The organism is Streptomyces sp. NPDC029836, from assembly GCF_055574495.1.
In genome coordinates this window covers 949196-968295 of sequence record NZ_JBVHZI010000001.1, presented here as the reverse complement: position 1 = coordinate 968295, position 19100 = coordinate 949196, and the positions used below count along the sequence as shown (strand labels likewise).

At 73.0% G+C, this 19100-nt stretch carries 17 protein-coding genes; 10 read left to right on the top strand and 7 right to left on the bottom strand.

The features are described 5' to 3' along the window. Positions 1-79: 79 nt before the first annotated feature. Complete coding sequence (locus tag ACZ4XJ_RS04445) at positions 80-250, top strand: hypothetical protein (protein ID WP_362877147.1); 171 nt, start codon at positions 80-82, stop codon at positions 248-250. Between the two features lie 159 nt (positions 251-409). Continuing rightward, complete coding sequence (locus ACZ4XJ_RS04440; protein WP_468495282.1) at positions 410-1393, top strand: NAD-dependent epimerase/dehydratase family protein; 984 nt, start codon at positions 410-412, stop codon at positions 1391-1393. On the opposite strand, the gene ACZ4XJ_RS04435 is transcribed toward ACZ4XJ_RS04440, so the two are convergent. Genes ACZ4XJ_RS04435 through ACZ4XJ_RS04425 form a run of 3 tightly spaced genes read right to left on the bottom strand, consistent with a single transcriptional unit; the run spans position 1379 to position 4324 of the window. Continuing rightward, the gene (locus tag ACZ4XJ_RS04435) at positions 1379-2818 is read right to left on the bottom strand and encodes a lipase maturation factor family protein (RefSeq protein ID WP_468495281.1); all 1440 of its coding nucleotides are present in this window, start codon (positions 2816-2818) and stop codon (positions 1379-1381) included. The genes ACZ4XJ_RS04440 and ACZ4XJ_RS04435 overlap by 15 nt on opposite strands. A gap of 11 nt (positions 2819-2829) precedes the next feature. Further along, complete coding sequence (locus ACZ4XJ_RS04430; protein WP_468495280.1) at positions 2830-3360, bottom strand: DUF1990 family protein; 531 nt, start codon at positions 3358-3360, stop codon at positions 2830-2832. Positions 3361-3388: 28 nt separating this feature from the next. Beyond that, positions 3389-4324: a YndJ family protein gene (locus ACZ4XJ_RS04425; RefSeq protein ID WP_468495279.1), complete on the bottom strand. Its 936-nt coding sequence runs from the start codon at positions 4322-4324 to the stop codon at positions 3389-3391. A 182-nt stretch (positions 4325-4506) separates the two neighbouring features. Here ACZ4XJ_RS04425 and ACZ4XJ_RS04420 point away from each other — a divergent pair, with 182 nt between their 5' ends. The 4 genes from ACZ4XJ_RS04420 to ACZ4XJ_RS04405 all read left to right on the top strand — a co-directional run bounded on the left by ACZ4XJ_RS04420 (position 4507) and on the right by ACZ4XJ_RS04405 (position 9754). Further along, positions 4507-6306, top strand: a complete 1800-nt coding sequence (locus tag ACZ4XJ_RS04420; RefSeq protein ID WP_468495278.1) for a DUF6777 domain-containing protein — start codon at positions 4507-4509, stop codon at positions 6304-6306. Positions 6307-6313: 7 nt separating this feature from the next. Then, the gene (locus ACZ4XJ_RS04415) at positions 6314-8377 is read left to right on the top strand and encodes a SpoIIE family protein phosphatase (protein WP_468495454.1); all 2064 of its coding nucleotides are present in this window, start codon (positions 6314-6316) and stop codon (positions 8375-8377) included. Positions 8378-8453: 76 nt separating this feature from the next. Continuing rightward, positions 8454-9314, top strand: a complete 861-nt coding sequence (locus ACZ4XJ_RS04410) for an Fpg/Nei family DNA glycosylase (RefSeq protein ID WP_362877017.1) — start codon at positions 8454-8456, stop codon at positions 9312-9314. A 59-nt stretch (positions 9315-9373) separates the two neighbouring features. Beyond that, positions 9374-9754, top strand: a complete 381-nt coding sequence (locus ACZ4XJ_RS04405; protein WP_362877018.1) for a hypothetical protein — start codon at positions 9374-9376, stop codon at positions 9752-9754. 39 nt (positions 9755-9793) lie between these two features. Here the strand turns inward: ACZ4XJ_RS04405 and ACZ4XJ_RS04400 are convergent, their stop codons facing one another. Then, on the bottom strand, positions 9794-10258 hold the full coding sequence (locus ACZ4XJ_RS04400) for a hypothetical protein (RefSeq protein ID WP_468495453.1): 465 nt from the start codon (positions 10256-10258) through the stop codon (positions 9794-9796). 255 nt (positions 10259-10513) lie between these two features. Then, entirely contained in the window at positions 10514-11047 is a 534-nt protein-coding gene (locus ACZ4XJ_RS04395; RefSeq protein ID WP_468495277.1) for a sigma-70 family RNA polymerase sigma factor, read from the bottom strand. A 348-nt stretch (positions 11048-11395) separates the two neighbouring features. On the opposite strand from ACZ4XJ_RS04395, the gene ACZ4XJ_RS04390 reads away from it, so the two are divergent. Continuing rightward, positions 11396-12610, top strand: coding sequence for a CapA family protein (locus ACZ4XJ_RS04390; protein ID WP_362877020.1), 1215 nt, complete (start codon positions 11396-11398; stop codon positions 12608-12610). Between the two features lie 67 nt (positions 12611-12677). Here the strand turns inward: ACZ4XJ_RS04390 and ACZ4XJ_RS04385 are convergent, their stop codons facing one another. Continuing rightward, on the bottom strand, positions 12678-13139 hold the full coding sequence (locus tag ACZ4XJ_RS04385) for a universal stress protein (protein WP_362877021.1): 462 nt from the start codon (positions 13137-13139) through the stop codon (positions 12678-12680). A 61-nt stretch (positions 13140-13200) separates the two neighbouring features. On the opposite strand from ACZ4XJ_RS04385, the gene lysX reads away from it, so the two are divergent. Beyond that, positions 13201-16521: a bifunctional lysylphosphatidylglycerol synthetase/lysine--tRNA ligase LysX gene (gene lysX / locus ACZ4XJ_RS04380; protein ID WP_468495276.1), complete on the top strand. Its 3321-nt coding sequence runs from the start codon at positions 13201-13203 to the stop codon at positions 16519-16521. Between the two features lie 70 nt (positions 16522-16591). Further along, on the top strand, positions 16592-17476 hold the full coding sequence (locus ACZ4XJ_RS04375; protein ID WP_468495275.1) for a polysaccharide deacetylase family protein: 885 nt from the start codon (positions 16592-16594) through the stop codon (positions 17474-17476). A 91-nt stretch (positions 17477-17567) separates the two neighbouring features. Here ACZ4XJ_RS04375 and ACZ4XJ_RS04370 read toward each other — a convergent pair whose 3' ends face one another. Next, positions 17568-18233, bottom strand: a complete 666-nt coding sequence (locus ACZ4XJ_RS04370) for a class F sortase (protein WP_362877024.1) — start codon at positions 18231-18233, stop codon at positions 17568-17570. A 353-nt stretch (positions 18234-18586) separates the two neighbouring features. Here ACZ4XJ_RS04370 and ACZ4XJ_RS04365 point away from each other — a divergent pair, with 353 nt between their 5' ends. Further along, positions 18587-19087, top strand: a complete 501-nt coding sequence (locus tag ACZ4XJ_RS04365) for a hypothetical protein (protein WP_362877025.1) — start codon at positions 18587-18589, stop codon at positions 19085-19087. The last annotated feature ends 13 nt before the right edge of the window (positions 19088-19100 follow it).

Below are 19100 nucleotides of genomic sequence, written 5' to 3'. Positions count from 1 at the left end.
GCGTCCGGAAACTCTTATATTTCCCTATCTCCGGCGTGCGGTCGTGCTCGCCGGGTTACGCGACACAAGGGAGTGCGCGGTGACTGAAACGAAGAAGCCCGAACAGACCATGGAGCGAACCGGTCGGGGGGCGCACACGAAGTCCGACGAACTCGGCAGCCTCGAAGTGTGGGCACGCTCCGCGCCGATCCGGCTGGCGGGCTACGAGGACGACCTGGCCGAACCCCACATCCTGCCCGGCATCGACTAGAAGTCCTCCGGACGGCCCCGTCCGGGGCACCGGTCCGCGCCCCCGCGCCGAGAGCGACGGGGGCGCGAGCGGAGTTCCCGTTCCGCGTCCGCCCAAGGCGTGATCGCTGATGGCGATCAACACTTCCCCGTCCCACCCGTGGCCGTGCAGTCTCGACCCATGAAACTGTTGATGCTGGGTGGGACCGAATTCGTCGGGCGTGCGATCGTCGAGGACGCCCTCGACCGGGGCTGGGACGTCACCGTCTTCCACCGCGGTCGCCACGCCGCCCCGCCGGGCACGAGCGCGCTCCACGGGGACCGTACCGCCCCCGACGGGCTCACGGCCCTGGCCGAGGGCGAGTGGGACCTGGTCGTCGACACCTGGAGCGGCGCCCCCGTCGTGGTGCGCGACAGCGCCCGCCTGCTGGCCGGCCGGGTCGGGCAGTACACGTACATCTCCAGCCGTTCGGTCTACGTCTACCCGTCTCCCGCCGGACTCGGTGAGGCCGGCCCGGTCGTCGAGGGATCACCGGACGCGGAGGCCGTCGCCTACTCCGAGGACAAGCGCGGCGGCGAACTGGCCGTCGAGGCCGCCTTCGGGGACCACGCGCTGCTGGTCCGGGCGGGCCTGATCATCGGCCCCTACGAGAACGTCGGCCGGCTGCCCTGGTGGTTGAACCGGGTGGCCCGCGGCGGCCCGCTGCTGGCCCCGGGTCGGCCCCACCTGCCGCTCCAGTACATCGACGTCCGCGACCTCGCGCGCTGGACCCTGGACGCCGCGGCGGCAGGCCGCGGCGGCGCCTACGACGTGGTGTCCCCGAGGGGCCACGCCACCATGGGCAGCCTCATCGCGGCCTGCGCCGCGGCCACCGGAGGTGCGGTCGAGCCGCGCTGGACGGCGGACGACGTGATCGAGAAGGCCGGCGTCGAGCCGTGGACGGAACTGCCGATCTGGCTTCCCGAGGGCGAGCTGCACGACTACATCTTCGGCGCGGACGTCACCAAGGCGCTCGACGCGGGCCTGACGTGCCGGCCCGTCGAGGAGACGGCCGCGGACACCTGGGCCTGGTTGCGGAGCCTCGGCGGCGTCGCCCCGCACCGGCCCGACCGCCCGAAGAAGGGCATATCCGCCGAGCGGGAGGCCGCCCTACTCGGGCTCTGAGGCGGCGGCGTCCGTGAGTCGGGTCGGCGGCAGGTACTCGCGCACCAACGTGCGGTGCCACCACGCGCCCGTCTCGCGGAACTCGCTCCGGGTGGTGAACCGGTAGCGGTACAGCCGGGCCCGTACGAAACGGGGCGGGGCGTCCGGGAAGGGGTTGTGGCGCAGCAGGCGCAACGTGTCCCGGTCGCCCGCGAGCAGCCGCTCGACGAACGGCCCGAACCAGTCCCGCGCGTAGCCGGGGGAGAGCGCGGCGAACCACATGAGCCAGTCGAGGCGCAGGTGGTACGGGGCGAACTGGCGCGGCATCCGCCGGAGTTCGCCCGGTTTGCCCTTGAAGCCGTACTCCCGCCAGGCGCCGTCCGGGCGCGGCGTCCGGTCGTCGGTGCCCTCCACCACGACCTCCTCGCGGATCCGGCCGACCGAGCCGAAGGCCCCGTAGGTGTTGACCAGGTGGAGCCCGTCGTAGGAGCGGTTCATCACCTGGCGCCGCGAGACCATGTTGGCGACCGGGTGCCGACTCAGCACCAGGACCAGGACGGTCACCGCGCACACCAGGACCACGTACCAGAGCGGCGCTCCGCGCGAGGCGGCGGCGGCCGGCGCTGCGGTGAACCGGGTGAAGTCGACGGCCGACAGGGCGAGCGCGATCGTCAGCCAGTTCAGCCAGGCGAAGTTGCCGGACAGCACCAACCACAACTGGGTGGCGATCATCACGGCGGCGGCGTACGAGGCCACCGGCTGAGGGATGAAGAGCAGAAACGGGACGACGAGTTGGGTCACGTGGTTCGCCGCGCACTCCACCCGGTGCAGCGGCTTCGGCAGGTGGTGGAAGAACCGGCTGAGCGGTCCCGGCATGGGTTGCGTCTCGTGGTGGTGGTAGAGGCAGGTGAGCTTGCGCCAGCAGGCGTCGCCCCGCATCTTGATCAACCCGGCGCCGAATTCCACCCGGAACAGCACCCACCACAGCAGCCACAGCACCAGCACGGGCGGCCCGGTCCGGGCGTTGCCCAGGAAGACGGCGAGGAAGCCCACCTCCAGCAACAGCGACTCCCAGCCGAAGGAGTACCAGGTCTGCCCCACGTTGACGACGGACAGGTACAGCAGCCACAGGACGGCCCACGTCGCCATGGCCGCGCCCAGCGGAACCCTGTCCCCGGCCCCCGCCGCGAGCGCCGCCGCGAGCAGCGCGCCGGCCCAGGCGCAGCAGGCGAAGAGCCGGTCCGAGTAGTGGATTTGGAAGAGGCTCGGGGCGTTGCGGAAGGGCACGTACCGCACGTACTGCGGGACGGGCAGCATGCCGCGGGCTCCGATCAGGGCCCGGAACTGCAGGGCGGCCCCGACGAAGGCGAGGACGTAGACACCGGCGAGGGTCCGCTGGAAGAAGATCCGGGCCGGCCAGTAGGCGGGTGCGGTGAACCAGTCCATTCCCTCCAGTATCAGCCGGTCGCGGCCGGCCCGCGCAGGTGGTGGGTCAGCAGCCGGGCGTAACCGCGCTGCAGGACGGGGACGAGCGGGCCGGCGAGACGGGTGTACCAGACGGCGGGCCGGCTGAAGGCGGTCACCTCGAACCAGACGGTGCCGTCCTCGGCGAGTTCCACCAGGAACGATTCCTCGCCGCTCTCGGGGTGCCCGGTCCGGGTGCCGTAGGCGAATCCGGCCCGGTCCGGGGCGTCGGGTACCCAGATCACCTCGCAGGGCACGGTGACGCGCAGCGGGCCGACGCCCAGCCCGATCTCCACCCGCACCCCGGGGGCGGCGGGGCCGTCCGTCCGGACGCGGGCCCCGGTCGCCCGGTGCATCGCGAACTCCGAGACGGCTCTGCCGGCCGCCTCGAACACCTCGCGCCCGCGCCCGACGCGGGCCCGGTGGTGCAGGTGGTGGTAGCCGTCGGGCAGGGGTCGGTGCAGGGTGGCGCCGCGGTCGGGGTAGTTGAGGACGTCCCGGCCGGTGCTGGTGAGGCGGGTCATGGGGTGGTCTCCGTTCGGGGGTGCGCGGTCAGCGGGTCGCGGCCGGCGGTGCCGGGGTCATCGCGGGGGCGGTCGGAGCGGGTACGGCGGCCGGGGCAGTGGGCACGGCGGCCGGCGCGGTCGGGTCGGTCGGCCCTGCCGGAGCGGTCGGGCCGGCGGTCAGGCGGCGCCAGGCCAGCAGCGAGCAGAGGGCGAAGCCGAGCGCGTTGCCGAGGCCGTGCGTCGCGGCCATCCAGGTCAGGGTGGGGTGCGCGATCCCGGTGGCCTCGCCGACCGCCCACCACAGGGCGAGCAGCATCGTGGCGACCAGTACGGCCGCCGACACCGCCAACAGGGTGCCCGTGGTCCGGTCGCCGGCGACGGGTCGCAGATCGCGCCAGGTCACGAGCGCCACGGCCCACATTCCCGCCGTCAGCACCATCGCCCCCAGCAGTTCGGCCCAGTCGTCCACGAAATATCCGAGGAGTACCAGCAGCGTGCCGGCGGGCACGCTGTACGCCGCCCAGCGCGCCCACCGCCGCGCACCCGCCGACCGGCAGACCAGCCCGGCGACCAGCGCCGCCGTGAACCCGGCGAAGTGGAAGTGGGGGACGGTCAGGGCCAGGATGTCGAGGTCGAAGCCGAAGAGCCGGTATCCGGCCCGCTCGGCGACCAGGGCGATCCCGGCGACCGAGGGCGAGACCAGCGCCGTGAGCACCGCCACCTCGGCGGGGGCGAGCGAGCGGGTCCGTAGCAACCGGGCCGGTGCGTGGGCGGCCGGTGCCAGCGCCGCGCACGCGTACAACGCGGCGAGCGCCGTGGCGGCCGCGCCGCGCGGCAGCCACAGGCACAGCGCCCCGGGGAGGGCGGCGAGCGGCCACAGCCGGGCGGCGGTGCGCAGCCGGACGGGGTCGATGAGGAGCAGGCCCACGGGGACGACGTAGAACATGCCCAGGATGACGATCAGGTTGACGAGTACCGTCACGGCACTCTCCTTTGAACGTGTTCAAGTTATGGTCGTGACCCTACGGGGTTTGTTGAACATGTTCAAGACCCTGCGTTCGGGCGTCGGTGCCCCACTCGCGGCGCTCCACTTGCGGGGCTCCGGAACATGCGGCAGACAAGAGGTGACAACTCGGGGCGAATAGGGAGATCAGCGTGAAAGACGTGAACGACGCAACCGCACCGATGACACCCCGTCATACGTCGCGCCGTCACCTACCGACCTGCACAACCCTCTTCGCCCTCGTCGGACTGCTCGCCGCGGGATGCACGGGCTCGCCGCCCGAGGTGACGAAGGGCCCGGCCGCGGAGAGCAAGGAGGTGCAGCTCCAGCCCGTCGGCGCCGCCGGCGCCGCGCCCTTCACGGCATCGTTCGCCACCCGCGAGTCCGCCCCGGTGCAGCCCCCGCTGCCGAACCGCAGCGGCCGGGGCATCCGTACGATCGGCGCGGCCACCCCCGGCCTCTACGGCGGCACCCAGCGGTTCGGCAGCTGCGACGTGGAACGACAGGTCGGCTACCTCGTCGCCGACGAGGCCAGGGGCCGCGCCTTCGCCTCGGTCGCCGGAGTCGAACAGGCGAAGCTCCCCGAGTTCCTGCGCGGACTCACCCCGGTGGTGCTCCGCGCCGACACCCGGGTCACCAGCCACGGGTACAAGGGCGGCCACCCCGAGGACTTCCAGGCCGTGCTCCAGGCCGGCACGGCCGTGCTCGTCGACGAACACGGCATGCCGAGGGTCCGCTGCGGCTGCGGCAACCCGCTCGTCGCGCCGCGCTCCGCGAGCGGGAGCCCGGTGACCAAGGGCGACCCCTGGCAGGGCTACCAGGCCAACCAGGTCGTCGTCGTCGAACCGAGCGCCCGGCCCCTGGACAACCTGCTCATCGTCAACGTGGCCGACAACACCTGGATCGAGCGCAGGACCGGGGACGACGGCGCCCAGGACAAGACCCCCCGGGTGCTGCCGCCCTACGACCCGGCCGACGGGATTCCCGACGGGCCCGCCGTTCCGCCCGGCGCCGCCTCCGACCCCTGCACCGCGCCCGACCCCAACAGCCTGGAGCGGACCAGGCCACCGGTGTCCCCGACGGCGCCGCCGGCCGGACCTCCGTCCGACGTCACGGGGGGCCTGCCGGGGGACGGCCCGTACGACGCCCCGTCCGACGTGCCGTTCGACGTCACCGAGGGGGCTCCGGGGAGCCCGCCGTCCGACCCGGCGGCCGGGGCCGTTCCCGGGGAAGCCCCGTTCGACCCGTCCGCCGGTACGCCGCAGGCCGGTCCCGACGAGTTCACGGGCGGCTTCGCGGACGAACTCGCGGAGGACTTCAACGCCGGGCCGACCGGTTCGACCAGCGGTCTCATGCAAGACCCCGGCGCCGGTACGCTTGCCGGCCCCGGTCTCGCCGAGACCGACGACCTCACCGGCGACCCGTCCGCCGGCGCGTCCCTCGACCTGCCGCCGGCCCCGCCGGGCGCCGTCCCGGGCGCCCCCGGAGCCCCCGGCCCGCTCGCCGAAGGATCGTCCGGAGTTCCGGGCACCGCCCCCGGTGGCGTCCCCGGCGAGGCGTCGGCGGGCGTGCCCGCCGACCCGTTCACCGACCCGGCCGCCGGCCTCCCGCTCGCTGGACCGCAGGCGCAGCTGCCCGGCGCGGGCAACGCGACCCCGTGCCCGCCGGCCGCGGACACCCCGCCCGGCAAGCCCGCGCGGCCGCCCGTCACCCCGCAGGCGCCCGGGACCCCGTCGCCGGCCCGGCCCGCGGACCCCGCGCCGAACGCGCCCGGCGACGTACCGTCCGAGCCGTCGGAGCAGGGCCCGGACGACCCGGCCCTGCCCGGCCACCCACAGGACGACGCCCTGCCGGACATGCTCGACCCGTTCCTGCCCGACGCCCCGTACGACGCCCCGTACGACGTCCCGGACCCGCTGACCGAGGGCTCCGACGAGGCCCAGTACCTGGAGAGCGCCTGACCCCCGGCTGTGTCATGGTGGACCGGTGCCGAGCACCACATCGCTGCCGGACGATTGGCCCGCCCACGCGGACCGGTCGCTGTCGCTGAACCGGATGGGCAGTTTCGACTGGGACCTGGTCACCGGGCTCATGCACCTGGACTCAGCAGCTCTCGAAGTCTTCGACACTGCCCCCGACGCCTACGACGGTCACCCCGAATCCCTCTCCCCGCGCGTCCCGCCGGCCGAGGCCACCCGGCTGGACGCGCTGGTCTCCAGCGCCCTCAAGAGCGGCGTCGACAGCTACGGCGCCTACTTCCGGATCCGCTGCCGCGACGGCGAACCGCGCTGGACGCACACCCAGGGCCGCGTCATGCGGGACCCCGACGGGCGCCCGTACCGGATCATCGGCATCGTCCGCGACGCCACCGAGGAACTCAGCCACTCCGCCGAGCGCCTCGGCCTGGACGACGAGCGCCGCCGGCAGACCTCCGTGGTCGAGAGCACCACGGCGGCGCTCGCGCACGCCCGGACCGTGAAGGACGTCATCGACGCCCTCGGCGACGCCCACGGCCTGGAGCGCCTGGGTTCGATGGGCATGGTCATGGGCCTCGTCGAGGCCGGCCGCATCCACCTCGTGGCCGAAGGGCCCCAGGGCAGCTTCGTGCCCGGCACCCGCTACACCCGCATCGACGAGCCGTACCCGATGAGTGAGGTCGTGCGCTCGCTGCAACCGCGCTTCCTCGACTCGGCGGAGGAGTTCGCCCACGGCTATCCGGGGCTCTGGGCGAAGATCTCGCCCATGCGGATCTCCGCCGCCGCCTACCTCCCGCTGATCGCGCAGGCCCGCCCGATCGGCGCCATCGGACTCCTCTACCAGGACAAGGACGGCTTCACCCAGGACGAACGGAACCTGCTGGTCGCGCTGGGCAGCAGCATCGCCCAGAGCCTGCAACGGGCCATGCTGCTGGAGCAGGAGCACGACCTCGCCGAGGGACTCCAGCAGGCGATGCTGCCCCGGCGCATCCCGGCCGTCCCCGGCGCCCGGATCGCGGTCCGCTACCGGTCCGCGCGGATGGGGCAGGACATCGGCGGCGACTGGTACGACGTCATCCCGCTGCCGGGCGGCCGGGTGGGCGCCGTCATCGGCGACGTCCAGGGCCACGACACGCACGCGGCCGCCGTGATGGGGCAGCTGAGGATCGTCCTGCGCGCGTACGCCGCCGAGGGGCACTCGCCGGCCACGGTGATGGCGAGGGCCTCGGTCTTCCTGCACGAACTGGACACCGACCGCTTCGCGACCTGCACCTACGTGGAGGCCGACCTCTCGACCGGGGTCCTGCAACTGGTGCGCGCCGGCCACCTGGACCCGCTGCTGCGCACCCGCGACGGGGACTGCCAAAGGTTGCCGGTGGAAGGCGGGATGCCGCTGGGGCTGTCCGCCGAGTTCGGCCGCCTGGAGTACCCGGTCACCACCGTGGAACTGGATCCGGGAGAAACGCTCCTGCTGTGCACCGACGGACTGGTGGAACAGCCCGGCGCCGACCTCGACGACGGCATCCAGTTCCTCACCGCCCTGGTCCGCAACGGCCCGGCGGACCTTCAGCTCCTGGCCGACCGGCTCTGCGAAGTCGTCGACGACCGGGGCGGCGACGACGACATGGCGCTGCTCCTGCTGCGCCGGCTCGGCGAGGAGGCCCCGCAGGGCCGTGGCCGGCTCCAGCAGCACGTGGCCCCGGGGGACCCCGAAGCCCTCGTCGCGGCCCGGCACATGATCGGTGCGGCGGTCCGCGCGTGGGGCGCGCGCAACCGGGCCGACGAGATCGAACTGATCGCCGACGAACTCATCGTGAACGCCCTCATGCACACCGACGGTCCCGCCATCGTGACCCTGCGCGTTCTGACCGGCCCCGAGCGACGGCTGCGCGTGGAGGTGGCGGACCGCTCCAGCGCCCTCCCCAGACGCCGCGAGGCGGGCGAATCCGGCGTCTCGGGCCGCGGCCTGATGCTCGTCGACCGACTCGCGGACGTCTGGGGCGTGGAACCGCGGGGCAGCGGCAAATGCGTGTGGTGCGAGTTCGTCATGTCCTGACCCCCGGCACACCGACCGGGCCGGCGCCGGGTCGGGTCGGGTCGCGGTTCGGGTGGGGTGGCGGCAGGCTGGGAGGATGCCGGAGTTGCCCGAGGTCGAGGCCCTGCGGGAGTTCCTCGACGAGCACCTCGCCGGGCGGGTCGTGGAACGTGTCCTTCCGCTCGCCGTCAGCGTGCTCAAGACGTACGACCCGCCCCCGACCGCCCTGGAAGGGCGGACGGCCGGGGCCACCGCGCGCCACGGCAAGTTCCTCGCCCTGCCGATCGGCGACCTCCACCTCGTCACCCACCTGGCCCGCGCCGGTTGGCTGCACTGGCGCGACGCGTTCCCCGCCCAGCCGCCGCGGCCGGGCAAGGGGCCGCTCGCGCTGCGCGTCGCACTGGAGGAGGGCGGCGGCTTCGACCTCACCGAAGCGGGGACCCAAAAGCGCCTCGCGGTGTACGTCGTGCGCGACCCCCAGGAGGTCCCGGGCATCGCCCGGCTCGGGCCCGACCCGCTCGCGGAGGGCTTCGACCGCGATTCCTTCGCCGCACTCCTGACGGGGGAGCGCCGGCAGATCAAGGGGGTGCTCCGCGATCAGGGCGTGATCGCCGGGATCGGGAACGCGTACAGCGACGAGATCCTGCACGCGGCCCGCGTCTCGCCGTTCAAACTGGCGGCCTCCTTCGACGAGGACCAGATCACGCACCTCTACGAGGCCGTGCGGGACACCCTGCGCACCGCGGTCGAGCGTGCCCACGGCGTCGCGGCGGGGAAGCTCAAGGCGGAGAAGAAGAGCGGGCTGCGGGTCCACGGCCGCACGGGCGAACCCTGCCCGGTGTGCGGGGACACGGTCCGCTCCGTGTCGTTCGCGGACTCCTCGCTCCAGTACTGCCCCACCTGCCAGACCGGCGGCAAGCCCCTCGCGGACCGTCGGCTCTCCCGCCTCCTCAAGTAGCGGGGCAGGGCGAGGAACCGGGCGGTGCCGGGAGCGGGGCCCCGCGTAGACTCCGGCCCATGGCCGAGCCGCAGCACCCGCCCCGGCGGGAGACCGTCACCGGAGTGCCCCGCGGCACCCGCCGGCGGCCGCCCGCGCACGCCCCGGCCTGCTCCGAGATCTCCGAGCACACCACCCTCGGCACGACCTACGTACGGGCCCTGATGCGCAGCCAGCTGCGCGCCGGCCTGGGCGCGCTGACGGTGCTCGCGCTGCTGCTGGTCCCGCTGCCGCTGGCGTTCCTGCTGCCGCGGTCGACGGCCGGTCCACTGGTCTGGATCGCACTGGGTCTGGCCGCGTACCCGGTGATGTGGCTGATCGCCCGCTGGTACGTGACCCGGGCCGAGCGCAACGAGGCCGCTTTCACGGGCCTGGTGACCGACCCGTCCGAGACGGCGTAGCAGCCGGGCGGCGCAGGCGTCGGCCCGCACCGACCGGCCCTAGAACAGGTGCATCGCGAGGTGTCCGAGGGGGAGGCCGAGTTGCCAGGCCGGCGTCCAGACGCGGGCGTTCTCGTCCAGGGCCGGCGGGGTGTCGGTGTGCTCGTGGCGGCCCGGGCCGAGGTTGGTGGCGAACAGCTCGGTGTGGTCGAGCCAGCGCCAGGCCGCCCGCGCCAGTTCGAGGTCGGGGTCCTCCGCGTCGCCGCGCTCGCGGGCCTCCTCGCCCAGCGCGAGGAAGCGGGTGTGGACCCAGTCGCGCCAGGGGTGCCCGTACGCCGTCAGGGACATCCACTCGTCGAGCTGAGAGACCACCCGGATGCCGGAGAGTTCGCCCGCCGCGTCCGAGAGGTAGATCGTCAGCGCGAGCGTGTCGCGTCCGGCGCGGAACTCCAGGGTGCTGATCGGGATCAGCCGGCCCGTGCGCAGCAGCTCGTCGGCGATGTACTCCGCGTAGAGCCACGCCATGGGCACTGCCAGTCCGCCGTCACTGGTGCCGTTCGAACCCTCGGGCTGCACCGTTCCACCTCTCCCCGCGTCGAGCTTCCCGCCGTCACCCCCGAGCCTTCACCGCACGACTCGTGGAGCGGGGGATGTTTACTCAACTTGAACGCTCTGATGCCGCAATCGATGCGCTCCCTGTCCGGTTCGTGCGCATGACGGGCGATCCTTGAGAGTTTCTCCGGCGTCGTTCGAGGGGGGCGAGCGCGTCCGGGCCGACCGTCAGGCGCCGAGTCCGTATCCCTGGAGGCCCTTCCGGAGGGCGCGCAGGGCGTAGTACGTACGGGATTTGACCGTTCCGGCCGGAATGCCGAGCTCCGCGGCGGCCTCGGCCACCGAGCGGTCCTGGAAGTAGACCTGCACCAGCACGTCCCGGTGTTCCTGCCCGAGGCTGCCGACCGCCCGCCGGATGTCGATCGCGGTGACCGAGCCCGCCACCGCGTCCTGGGGCTCGGGCGCGTGCTCCAGGCCGTGCGGTTCCACCTCCAGCGGGCGGGCGAGGCGGGCCCGGCGGGCGTCGATCGCCAGCCGCCGCGCGACCGTGAACAGCCAGGGCCGCATGGACTCGTGGCTGCTGGCCAGCACCTCCGGGTGCTGCCAGGCCCGTACGAGGGTCTCCTGGACGAGGTCCTCGGCGCGCTGGGCGTCCCCTGCGGTGAGGCCGACCAGGAAACCGAACAGGGCCCGCCCGTGGTCGCGCTGGAGTTCGGCGAGGGCCTGGGGTTCGGTGTGCTGGAGGGTGGGGGAGGGCGGCACGGGTGGCTCCTTCCGGGGGTCGCTGGGGGTCTCGGGTCCCGCGTGGGGGGCCGACCCGCTCACCCTGACCTGCACGGAGCCCGGCCGGAACCGTCCGGCGTCCCCGGTGCGCCCAAGCATCCGGGTCGTCCGGTGGGCGGCCGAGCCGGACGACGAACGGTCGAACGGCGCGATGAACGGACGCCTCGACGCGCGGGCGGCGGGACGAACGCACGGGGGGCCGTCGGAGTGGGGGCCGTCGGAGTGGGACGGCTCAGGCGGACGGCACCGTTCCTTGACTTCGGGCGTCTTCTCCTATGGATTGCGGATCAGATGATCCGATAGTCATACAAAAAGGAGTCGGCGCAGATGAGCACACGTACCCGACGGGCACTCGCACTCCTCTGCGCCGTCCTGCTGCCGGCGGTCGCCGCAGGCTGCGCCGACGGCGGACCCGCCCCGGCCCGGCTCGGCACCGGCGCGGCCGGTCCGTCGTCCGCCACGCCCGCCCCGTCCGGAACCGCCGCCCCCGGCGCCGCCGAGAAGGGCTTCACCCTGGTGGCCAGCGGCGACGTACTACCGCACACCTCCGTCATCAAGCGGGCGGCGGAGGACGCCGGCGGCGACGGGTGGGACTTCCGCCCCATGTTCGCCGCCGTGAAACCCGTGGTCTCGGCGGCCGATCTCGCGCTCTGCCACATGGAGACCATCTACGGCGAGGACGGCGGACCGTTCAGCGGCTATCCGGCCTTCGTCTCCCCGCCCGAGGTCGCCGACGGACTCAAGGCCGCCGGCTACGACGGCTGTTCCACCGCCTCCAACCACACCCTCGACGACGGGGCGGACGGCATCCGGCGCACCCTCGACCGGTTCGACAAGGCCGGTCTCGGCCACGCGGGCTCCGCGCGCACGGCCGCCGAGGCGGCGAGGACGACGATGTACGAGGCGGGCCCCGCCAAGGTCGCGCACCTCGCCTACACCTACGACACCAACGGCTACCCGATGCCGGAGGGCCAACCGTGGGCCGTCAACGAGATGAAGCAGGACCGGATCGTCGCGGACGCCCGGGCGGCCCGCAAGGCCGGCGCGGACGTGGTCCTGGTCAGCCTGCACTGGGGCACGGAGTGGGAGACCGACCCCGACGGGACGCAGCTCTCGTTGGGGAAGGCGCTGACCGCCTCGCAGACCGGCGGCAGGCCCGACATCGACATGATCCTGGGCACCCACGCGCACGTCCCGCAGGCCTACGAGAAGGTCAACGGCACCTGGATCGTCTACGGAATGGGCGACCAGGTCGCCGGCGAGATGTTCAACCCCTCCGGCGCGCGCGACCTGCGCGGCAACTACGGCTCGATCGGCCGCTTCACCTTCGCCCCGCCCGCCGCGCCCGGGCAGCGCTGGCAGGTGACCAAGGCCGAGTTCATCCCGCAGATGATGGACCTCGGCCCCGGCCGGGTGGTCAACCTCCCGGCGGCCCTCGCCGAGGACCCCGGCCGGGACGACTACGAGGAAGCCCAGGAGGCCGTCACCGAGGCCGTCCTCAGCCGCGGCGCCGCCAAGGACGGCCTGGAAGCCGCCCGCTGACACCTGCTGCCGCCCGCTGACGATCCCGGCCACGGCCACGTACACGGCCGCCGCCACCGGCAGGGGGCTACGGCACCACCGTCACCGGCCAGCGGCCCGCCTTGACCAGGCGGACGGCGACCGAGCCGACGATCCGGTGACCCGCCCGCTCGGACGCGCCGACGACGACGGCGTCCGCCGTCAGCTCCTCGGCGGCGCTCACGAGCCCGGAGTACGGGTCCCCGCGGAAGGTGTGGAACTGCCAGCGGACGTCGAAGACGCCCTTCAGGCGTTCCGCGGAGTCACGGATCTCGGCGACGATGCCCTCCGCGATCTCCCCGGTGGTGTCGGCGACGGGCACGCCCATCGAGGCGCCGGCCGGGATGACGGGCTGGACGTACACGAGGGCGAGGAGTGCGTTCTGGCGGCGGGCGAGGCCGGCGGCGTACGCGGCGGCCCGCAAGGAGGAATCGGATCCGTCAACTCCGGCGAGGATGACCTTCGGTCCGTCGGTGCCGCGCTCGAATCCCGTGTTCACGTGCTCTGTCACCCTTCCGAGGGTATGCCGTCTCGCCGCGCGGACCCGCGCGGCCCTCCTTACAGTGCGAACCATGAGTGCCACAGTGGAGGAGACCGGTGGGACCCGTGAGAGCCGTACGACGCACCGCCGGTTCCTGAGCCGGGTCCCGGACGCCTTCGGCGCGTTCTTCGGAACGCTCGGACTGCTGTGCGCCCTGCTGGCCCTCTCCCCGACGCTGAGACGGCTGCTGAGGCCCGTCGTCCGCTTCCTGGACCAGTTCGTGGTGCCCGTCAGCGAGAACCTCGCCTACGCCGTGTTCCTCTTCCTGCTGGCCGCCGCCCTCGGCACCCGCAAGAAGATCGCCTGGTGGATCGTCGTCACCTATCTGGCCCTGCTGATCCTGGTCGACGTCCTGATCATCGCCGACCGGGACTACTGGATCGGCGGCCCGTCCATGGCCGTGGCCGTCGCCGCGATGGTCATCCTGATCGCGGCGCGCGGCGAGTTCTACGCCGCCTCCCGGCACGGCGCCGTCTGGCGGGCCCTGCTCGTGCTCGGCCTCGGACTGCTCGCCGCGGTCCTCGTCGGGTGGGGGCTCGTCGCCCTGTTCCCGGGGACCCTGCCCAAGGGGCAGTGGCTCGACTGGGCCGCGAAGCAGGTGTTCGGCGGGCTCTTCTCCGCCCGGCAGTTCGACGGGCGGCCGCCCCGCCCGCTGTACTTCCTCCTCGGCCTCTTCGGCGCCCTCGCCCTGCTGAACGCGGCCACGACCCTGTTCCGCTCCCAACGGCTGACCGCCGCCCTGCACGGGGACGAGGAACCCCGCATCCGGGCGCTCCTCGGCGCGTACGGCCGCAACGACTCCCTCGGCTACTTCGCGACCCGCCGCGACAAGGCCGTGGTCTTCGCCCCGAACGGCAAGGCGGGCGTGACGTACCGGGTGGAGGCCGGGGTGTGCCTGGCCAGCGGTGACCCGGTGGGCGACCCCGCCGCCTGGACGCCCGCCGTGGACGCCTGGCTGGCCGTGGCCCGCCGCTACGGATGGCAGCCGGCCGTCATGGGCGCCTCCGAGGACGGCGCGACCGCCTACGCCCGGTCCGGGCTCAGCGCGCTCCAGCTCGGCGACGAGGCGATCCTGCAGGTCGCCCACTTCGACCTCGACGGTCGCGACATGCGGGTCACCCGGCAGGCCGTCAACCGGGTCCGGCGGACGGGGGCCACCACCCTCATCCGCCGCCACTCGGCGCTGTCCGAGGACGAGATGCAGATGATCGTCGAGCGGGCCGACCGCTGGCGCGACACCGAGACGGAACGCGGCTTCTCCATGGCCCTCGACCGGTTGGGGGACCGTGCCGACGGCGACTGCCTGCTGGTCGAGGCCTTCGACGAGAAGGGCGAGCTGATCGCCCTGCTGTCCTTCGTCCCCTGGGGCAGGGACGGCATCTCCCTCGACCTGATGCGCCGGGACCGGTCCGCCCCGAACGGCGTCATGGAGTTCATGGTCGCGCAGCTGTGCGCCGCCGCCCCCGGCCTGGGCGTACGGCGGATCTCCCTGAACTTCGCGGTGTTCCGTTCGGCCTTCGAGGAGGGTGGCCGGATCGGCGCCGGCCCGGTCCTGAAGCTGTGGCGCAAGCTCCTGCTGTTCTTCTCCCGCTGGTGGCAGCTGGAGGCGCTGTACCGCTCGAACGTCAAGTACGGCCCCGAGTGGTACCCCCGCTTCCTCTGCTACCAGGACGCCGGATCGCTCGCCCGGGTCAGCCTCGCCTCCGGCATCGCGGAGGGCTTCGTCTCCGTACCGAGCCTGCGCACCCTGTGGGGCAACGGCCACCCCAGGGGCCTCACCAACCCCGCCACCACCGAGGGCCTGCCGTCCATCGACTCGATGGGCCTGGACCTCGTCGGGCAGGACGGGGAACAGGCGCAGGTCGAGCGGCTGCCCGACCAGGTCCGGGTCCGGCACGCCAAGATGGAACGGATCCGGGCGAGCGGCACCGACCCCTACCCCGTCGGGATCCGGCAGCGCACCCACACCGTCGCCCAGCTGAAGGCCGCCCACCCCGGTTACCCGCCGGGCGCCCGCACCGGCGAACAGGTCACCCTCGCCGGCCGGGTGATGGTCGTGCGCGACCTCGGCGGCGTGGTCTTCGCCGTGCTCCGCGACTGGACCGGCGACACCCAGCTGATGTTCACCCGGGACGAGGCCGGGCCCGGCGCGCTGGAGTCCTTCACCGCGCAGGTCGACTTCGGGGACCACGTGGTGGCGAGCGGTGAGGTCGGCACCAGCAGGTCGGGCGAACTGTCCGTGGTCGTCTCGGACTGGCAGCTCACCGGCAAGTGCCTGCGCCCCCTCCCGGACAAGCGCAAGGGACTCGCCGACCCCGAGGCCCGCGTCCGGCGCCGCTACCTCGACCTGGTCGCGAGCCCCGACGCGCGCGACGTCGTACGGGCCCGCTCCAGCGCGGTGCAGGCCCTGCGGCAGGGGCTGCTGGACCGCGGCTACCTGGAGGTCGAGACGCCGATGCTCCAGCAGATCCACGGCGGTGCGAACGCCAGGCCGTTCCGCACGCACATCAACGCCTACGACCTCGACCTGTACCTGCGCATCGCACCCGAGCTGTACCTCAAGCGGCTGTGCGTCGGTGGCATGGAGAAGGTCTTCGAGATGGGCCGCACCTTCCGCAACGAGGGCGTCTCCTACAAGCACAACCCCGAGTTCACGATGCTGGAGGCCTACCAGGCCTTCGCCGACTACGACGTGATGCTCGACCTCACCCGAGAACTCGTCCAGGGCGCCGCGACCGCCGCCTACGGCTCACCGATCGCCCACAAGGCGGGCCCCGACGGCAAGCTCGTCGTCCACGACATCTCCGGTGCCTGGCCCGTCAAGACCATGTACGGGGCGATCAGCGAGGCCCTGGGCGAGGAGGTCGACGCGGACACCGAGGAGGACGTGCTGCGCCGGCTCTGCGACCGGGCCAAGGTGCCGCACGCGCCGGAGGACACCCGCGGCGACGTCGTCCTGGAGATGTACGAGCGGTTGGTGGAGGAGCGGACCAAGCTGCCCACCTTCTACAAGGACTTCCCGACCGACGTCTCGCCGCTCACCCGCCAGCACCGCAAGGACCCGCGGCTGGCCGAACGGTGGGACCTGGTGGCCTTCGGCACCGAACTGGGCACCGCCTACTCGGAGCTGACCGATCCCGTCGAGCAGCGCCGACGCCTCACCGCGCAGTCCCTGCTCGCGGCGGGCGGCGATCCCGAGGCGATGGAACTCGACAACGACTTCCTGGACGCCCTGGAGTACGCCATGCCGCCGACCGGCGGCCTGGGCATCGGAGTCGACCGTCTGGTCATGTTCCTGACGGGCCTGACGATCCGGGAGACGCTCCCGTTCCCCTTGGTGCGGCGCGGCTGAACGAGTGAGCGAACGGGGGCGCGTCCGTGCCTCTCGACAGCTGCCGGGATGTCGTTGATACGTAGTAATAATGAAAAATGACGAGCCGACAGTAGGGCGACGCGTGCTCCTGCGTACCGCCGTCTTCCTCGGAATCGCCGCCGCGTCCACCCTGGTCACCGCGGGCGAGTCACAGCCCCCGATCCCCGGCGCCACCGGTCCCGCCCCGGCCGGGGGACCGCCGCCCGCCGGCGCCGCCGGAGCCCCCGGACTGCGGGCCGCGGGACCGCCCGAAAAGTCCTACCGGCTCCGGCCGATGACCGCCGAGGCACCCGTACGGCCGCCCCTCGCGAAGCCGGCGGTCCGGGCCCGACCCATCCTCGGACTGCCCGACGACGTCGCGCACGCCAGCGCCATGGCCCTCACCTTCGACGACGGCCCCGACCCCCGCTACACCCCGGCCATCCTCGACACCCTCGCCCGGTACCAGGTCCGCGCCACGTTCTTCGTCTGCGGGGAGATGGCCACCGACAACCGCGACCTGCTGCGCCGAATGGTCACCGAAGGTCACGTCATCGGCAACCACACCTGGACCCACCCGCTCATCCCCAAGCTCGGCCGGCCCGCCCTGCTCTCCGAGATCGGCCGCACCAGCGAGGTCGTCCAGCAGACCATCGGCGAGGCGCCCCAGTGGTTCAGGGCCCCGTACGGTGCCTGGAACCGGGCCGCCTTCGAGATCGGCGCCGACCTGGGGATGGAGCCGCTCGCCTGGACCCTGGACACCCTCGACTGGAAGGAACCCGGGACCTCCGCCATCGTCTCCCGCGTGCAGGCGGGCGCCGGACCGGGGGTGATCGTGCTCAACCACGACGCCGGCGGCAACCGCGCGCAGAGCGTCCAGGCCCTCGCCACCTACCTGCCCCAACTCCTCGCGCGCGGCTACCGGATGACCCTGCCCACGCTGCCGCCCCGCTGAGGAGAACCCCCTCGGCGGGGCGGGCGGCGGGCCGGACGTCGGCCGGTCGACGGGGCGGCCGGCGGCCTGTCGGCGGCCGGCTGCGGGTCCGTCAGCGGGAGGCCACCATCCGGGCGAAGACGACCACGTTCCCGTCGTAGCCCTTGTCCTTCGAGTAGCCGCCGCCACAGGTGATCACCCGCAGCTCCGGGTGCCCGGTGTCCCCGTACACGCGGGCACCGGGGAAGGACTCCTTCGAGAACACCTCCACGCCGTACACCTCGAACACGGCCGTACGCCCGTCGTAGCGCTCCACCTCGATCCGGCTGCCCGGCTTCGTCGACCCGAGGCCGTAGAAGACGGCCGGGCCCTGCGCGTTGTCCACGTGCCCCACGATCACCGACGACCCCTGCTGGCCCGGCGAGATGCCGTTGAGGTACCAGCCGGCGAGGTTGCGGTCCTGCGGCGGAGGGGCGTCGATCCACCCCTGCGCGTCCAGCCCGACCGTCATCACCGGCGCGTCCACGCTGATCGACGGAATCCGGATGCGCTGCACCGACGAGTGGTCCAGCACCTCCATGTCCGACGGCGGCGTCGGCGGGTTCGCCGGCAGCTGGTCCGGACGCACGGCGACCGCCGCGGCCGCGGTGGGCTGCGGCGGCCCGCCCTCGATGTTCGCGCCGTTGCGCATCATGGCGAGGCCGCTGAGCATGACCAGCGCGAGCACGCCCCAGGGGGAACGTCTCCTCGGCCGCTGCTCACTCTCGTCCTCGGTCATGGCTCTCCCTTCCCGACGCGGGGGTCCCGACCCGCGTTCCAGTCCCACCCCTGTACGCCCTGCTTCACGCACGCTAAGGGCGCTCGGTCGGGACGGCGATCGGGGAGGGGCGAACGGGTGGTGGGGCCGGAAGGGGTGCGCCCATCCAGGTAATCGTCACATAAATGCCTGACACCTCGTGACCTGCGGATCCGTCAGATCCATTCCGCGATCTTCGGCGTGTCGCTCAACCGGCCGGCCCAAAGGTGGACATGCGCCGGTTGCGGACCGGCCCGAGGGTTCGTCATGGGAGGCGTTCTCGTCGATCTGCCCGGAGCCACCGCTCCGGGGCGCTTTCCGCTGGAGGTTCCACCATGCGTGTTTTCCGCGCTCTCACCGTGACCGCGGCTGCTTGCGCCGCGATCGGTCTCAGTGTCACGTCCGCTCAAGCGAACCCGCAGGGCGGCGGCACCGGGCCCAGCAACGTCACGGTCAACCCGTACTCCGTGCACCAGGGCGCCTCGATGCAGGTCAGCGCGGCCGGTTGCCGCAACGGCGGCACCGTCTGGTCGCACGGCAACTTTCCGCAGACGAACCTTTCGTCGGGCCCCATCGGCTTCGCGACCGTCCGGATCTTCAACCACGCCTCGCCGGGCCACCACACGCTGTCGGTCAAGTGCCACGACAACAACCTGGTCGCCACGCACCGCTTCACCATCCTTCCGGGCCGCGGTGCCCAGGGCGGCATCGGCGGGTCCTTCGGCCCGTCCACCGCCGAGACGGCCATGGGCGCGGGTCTGATCGGTGCCGCGGCACTCGGCGCGGGCGTGCACGTGATGCGCCGCCGTCGTAACGTCCCGGCGGGCCGGGCCTGACCGGCCGAGCGGG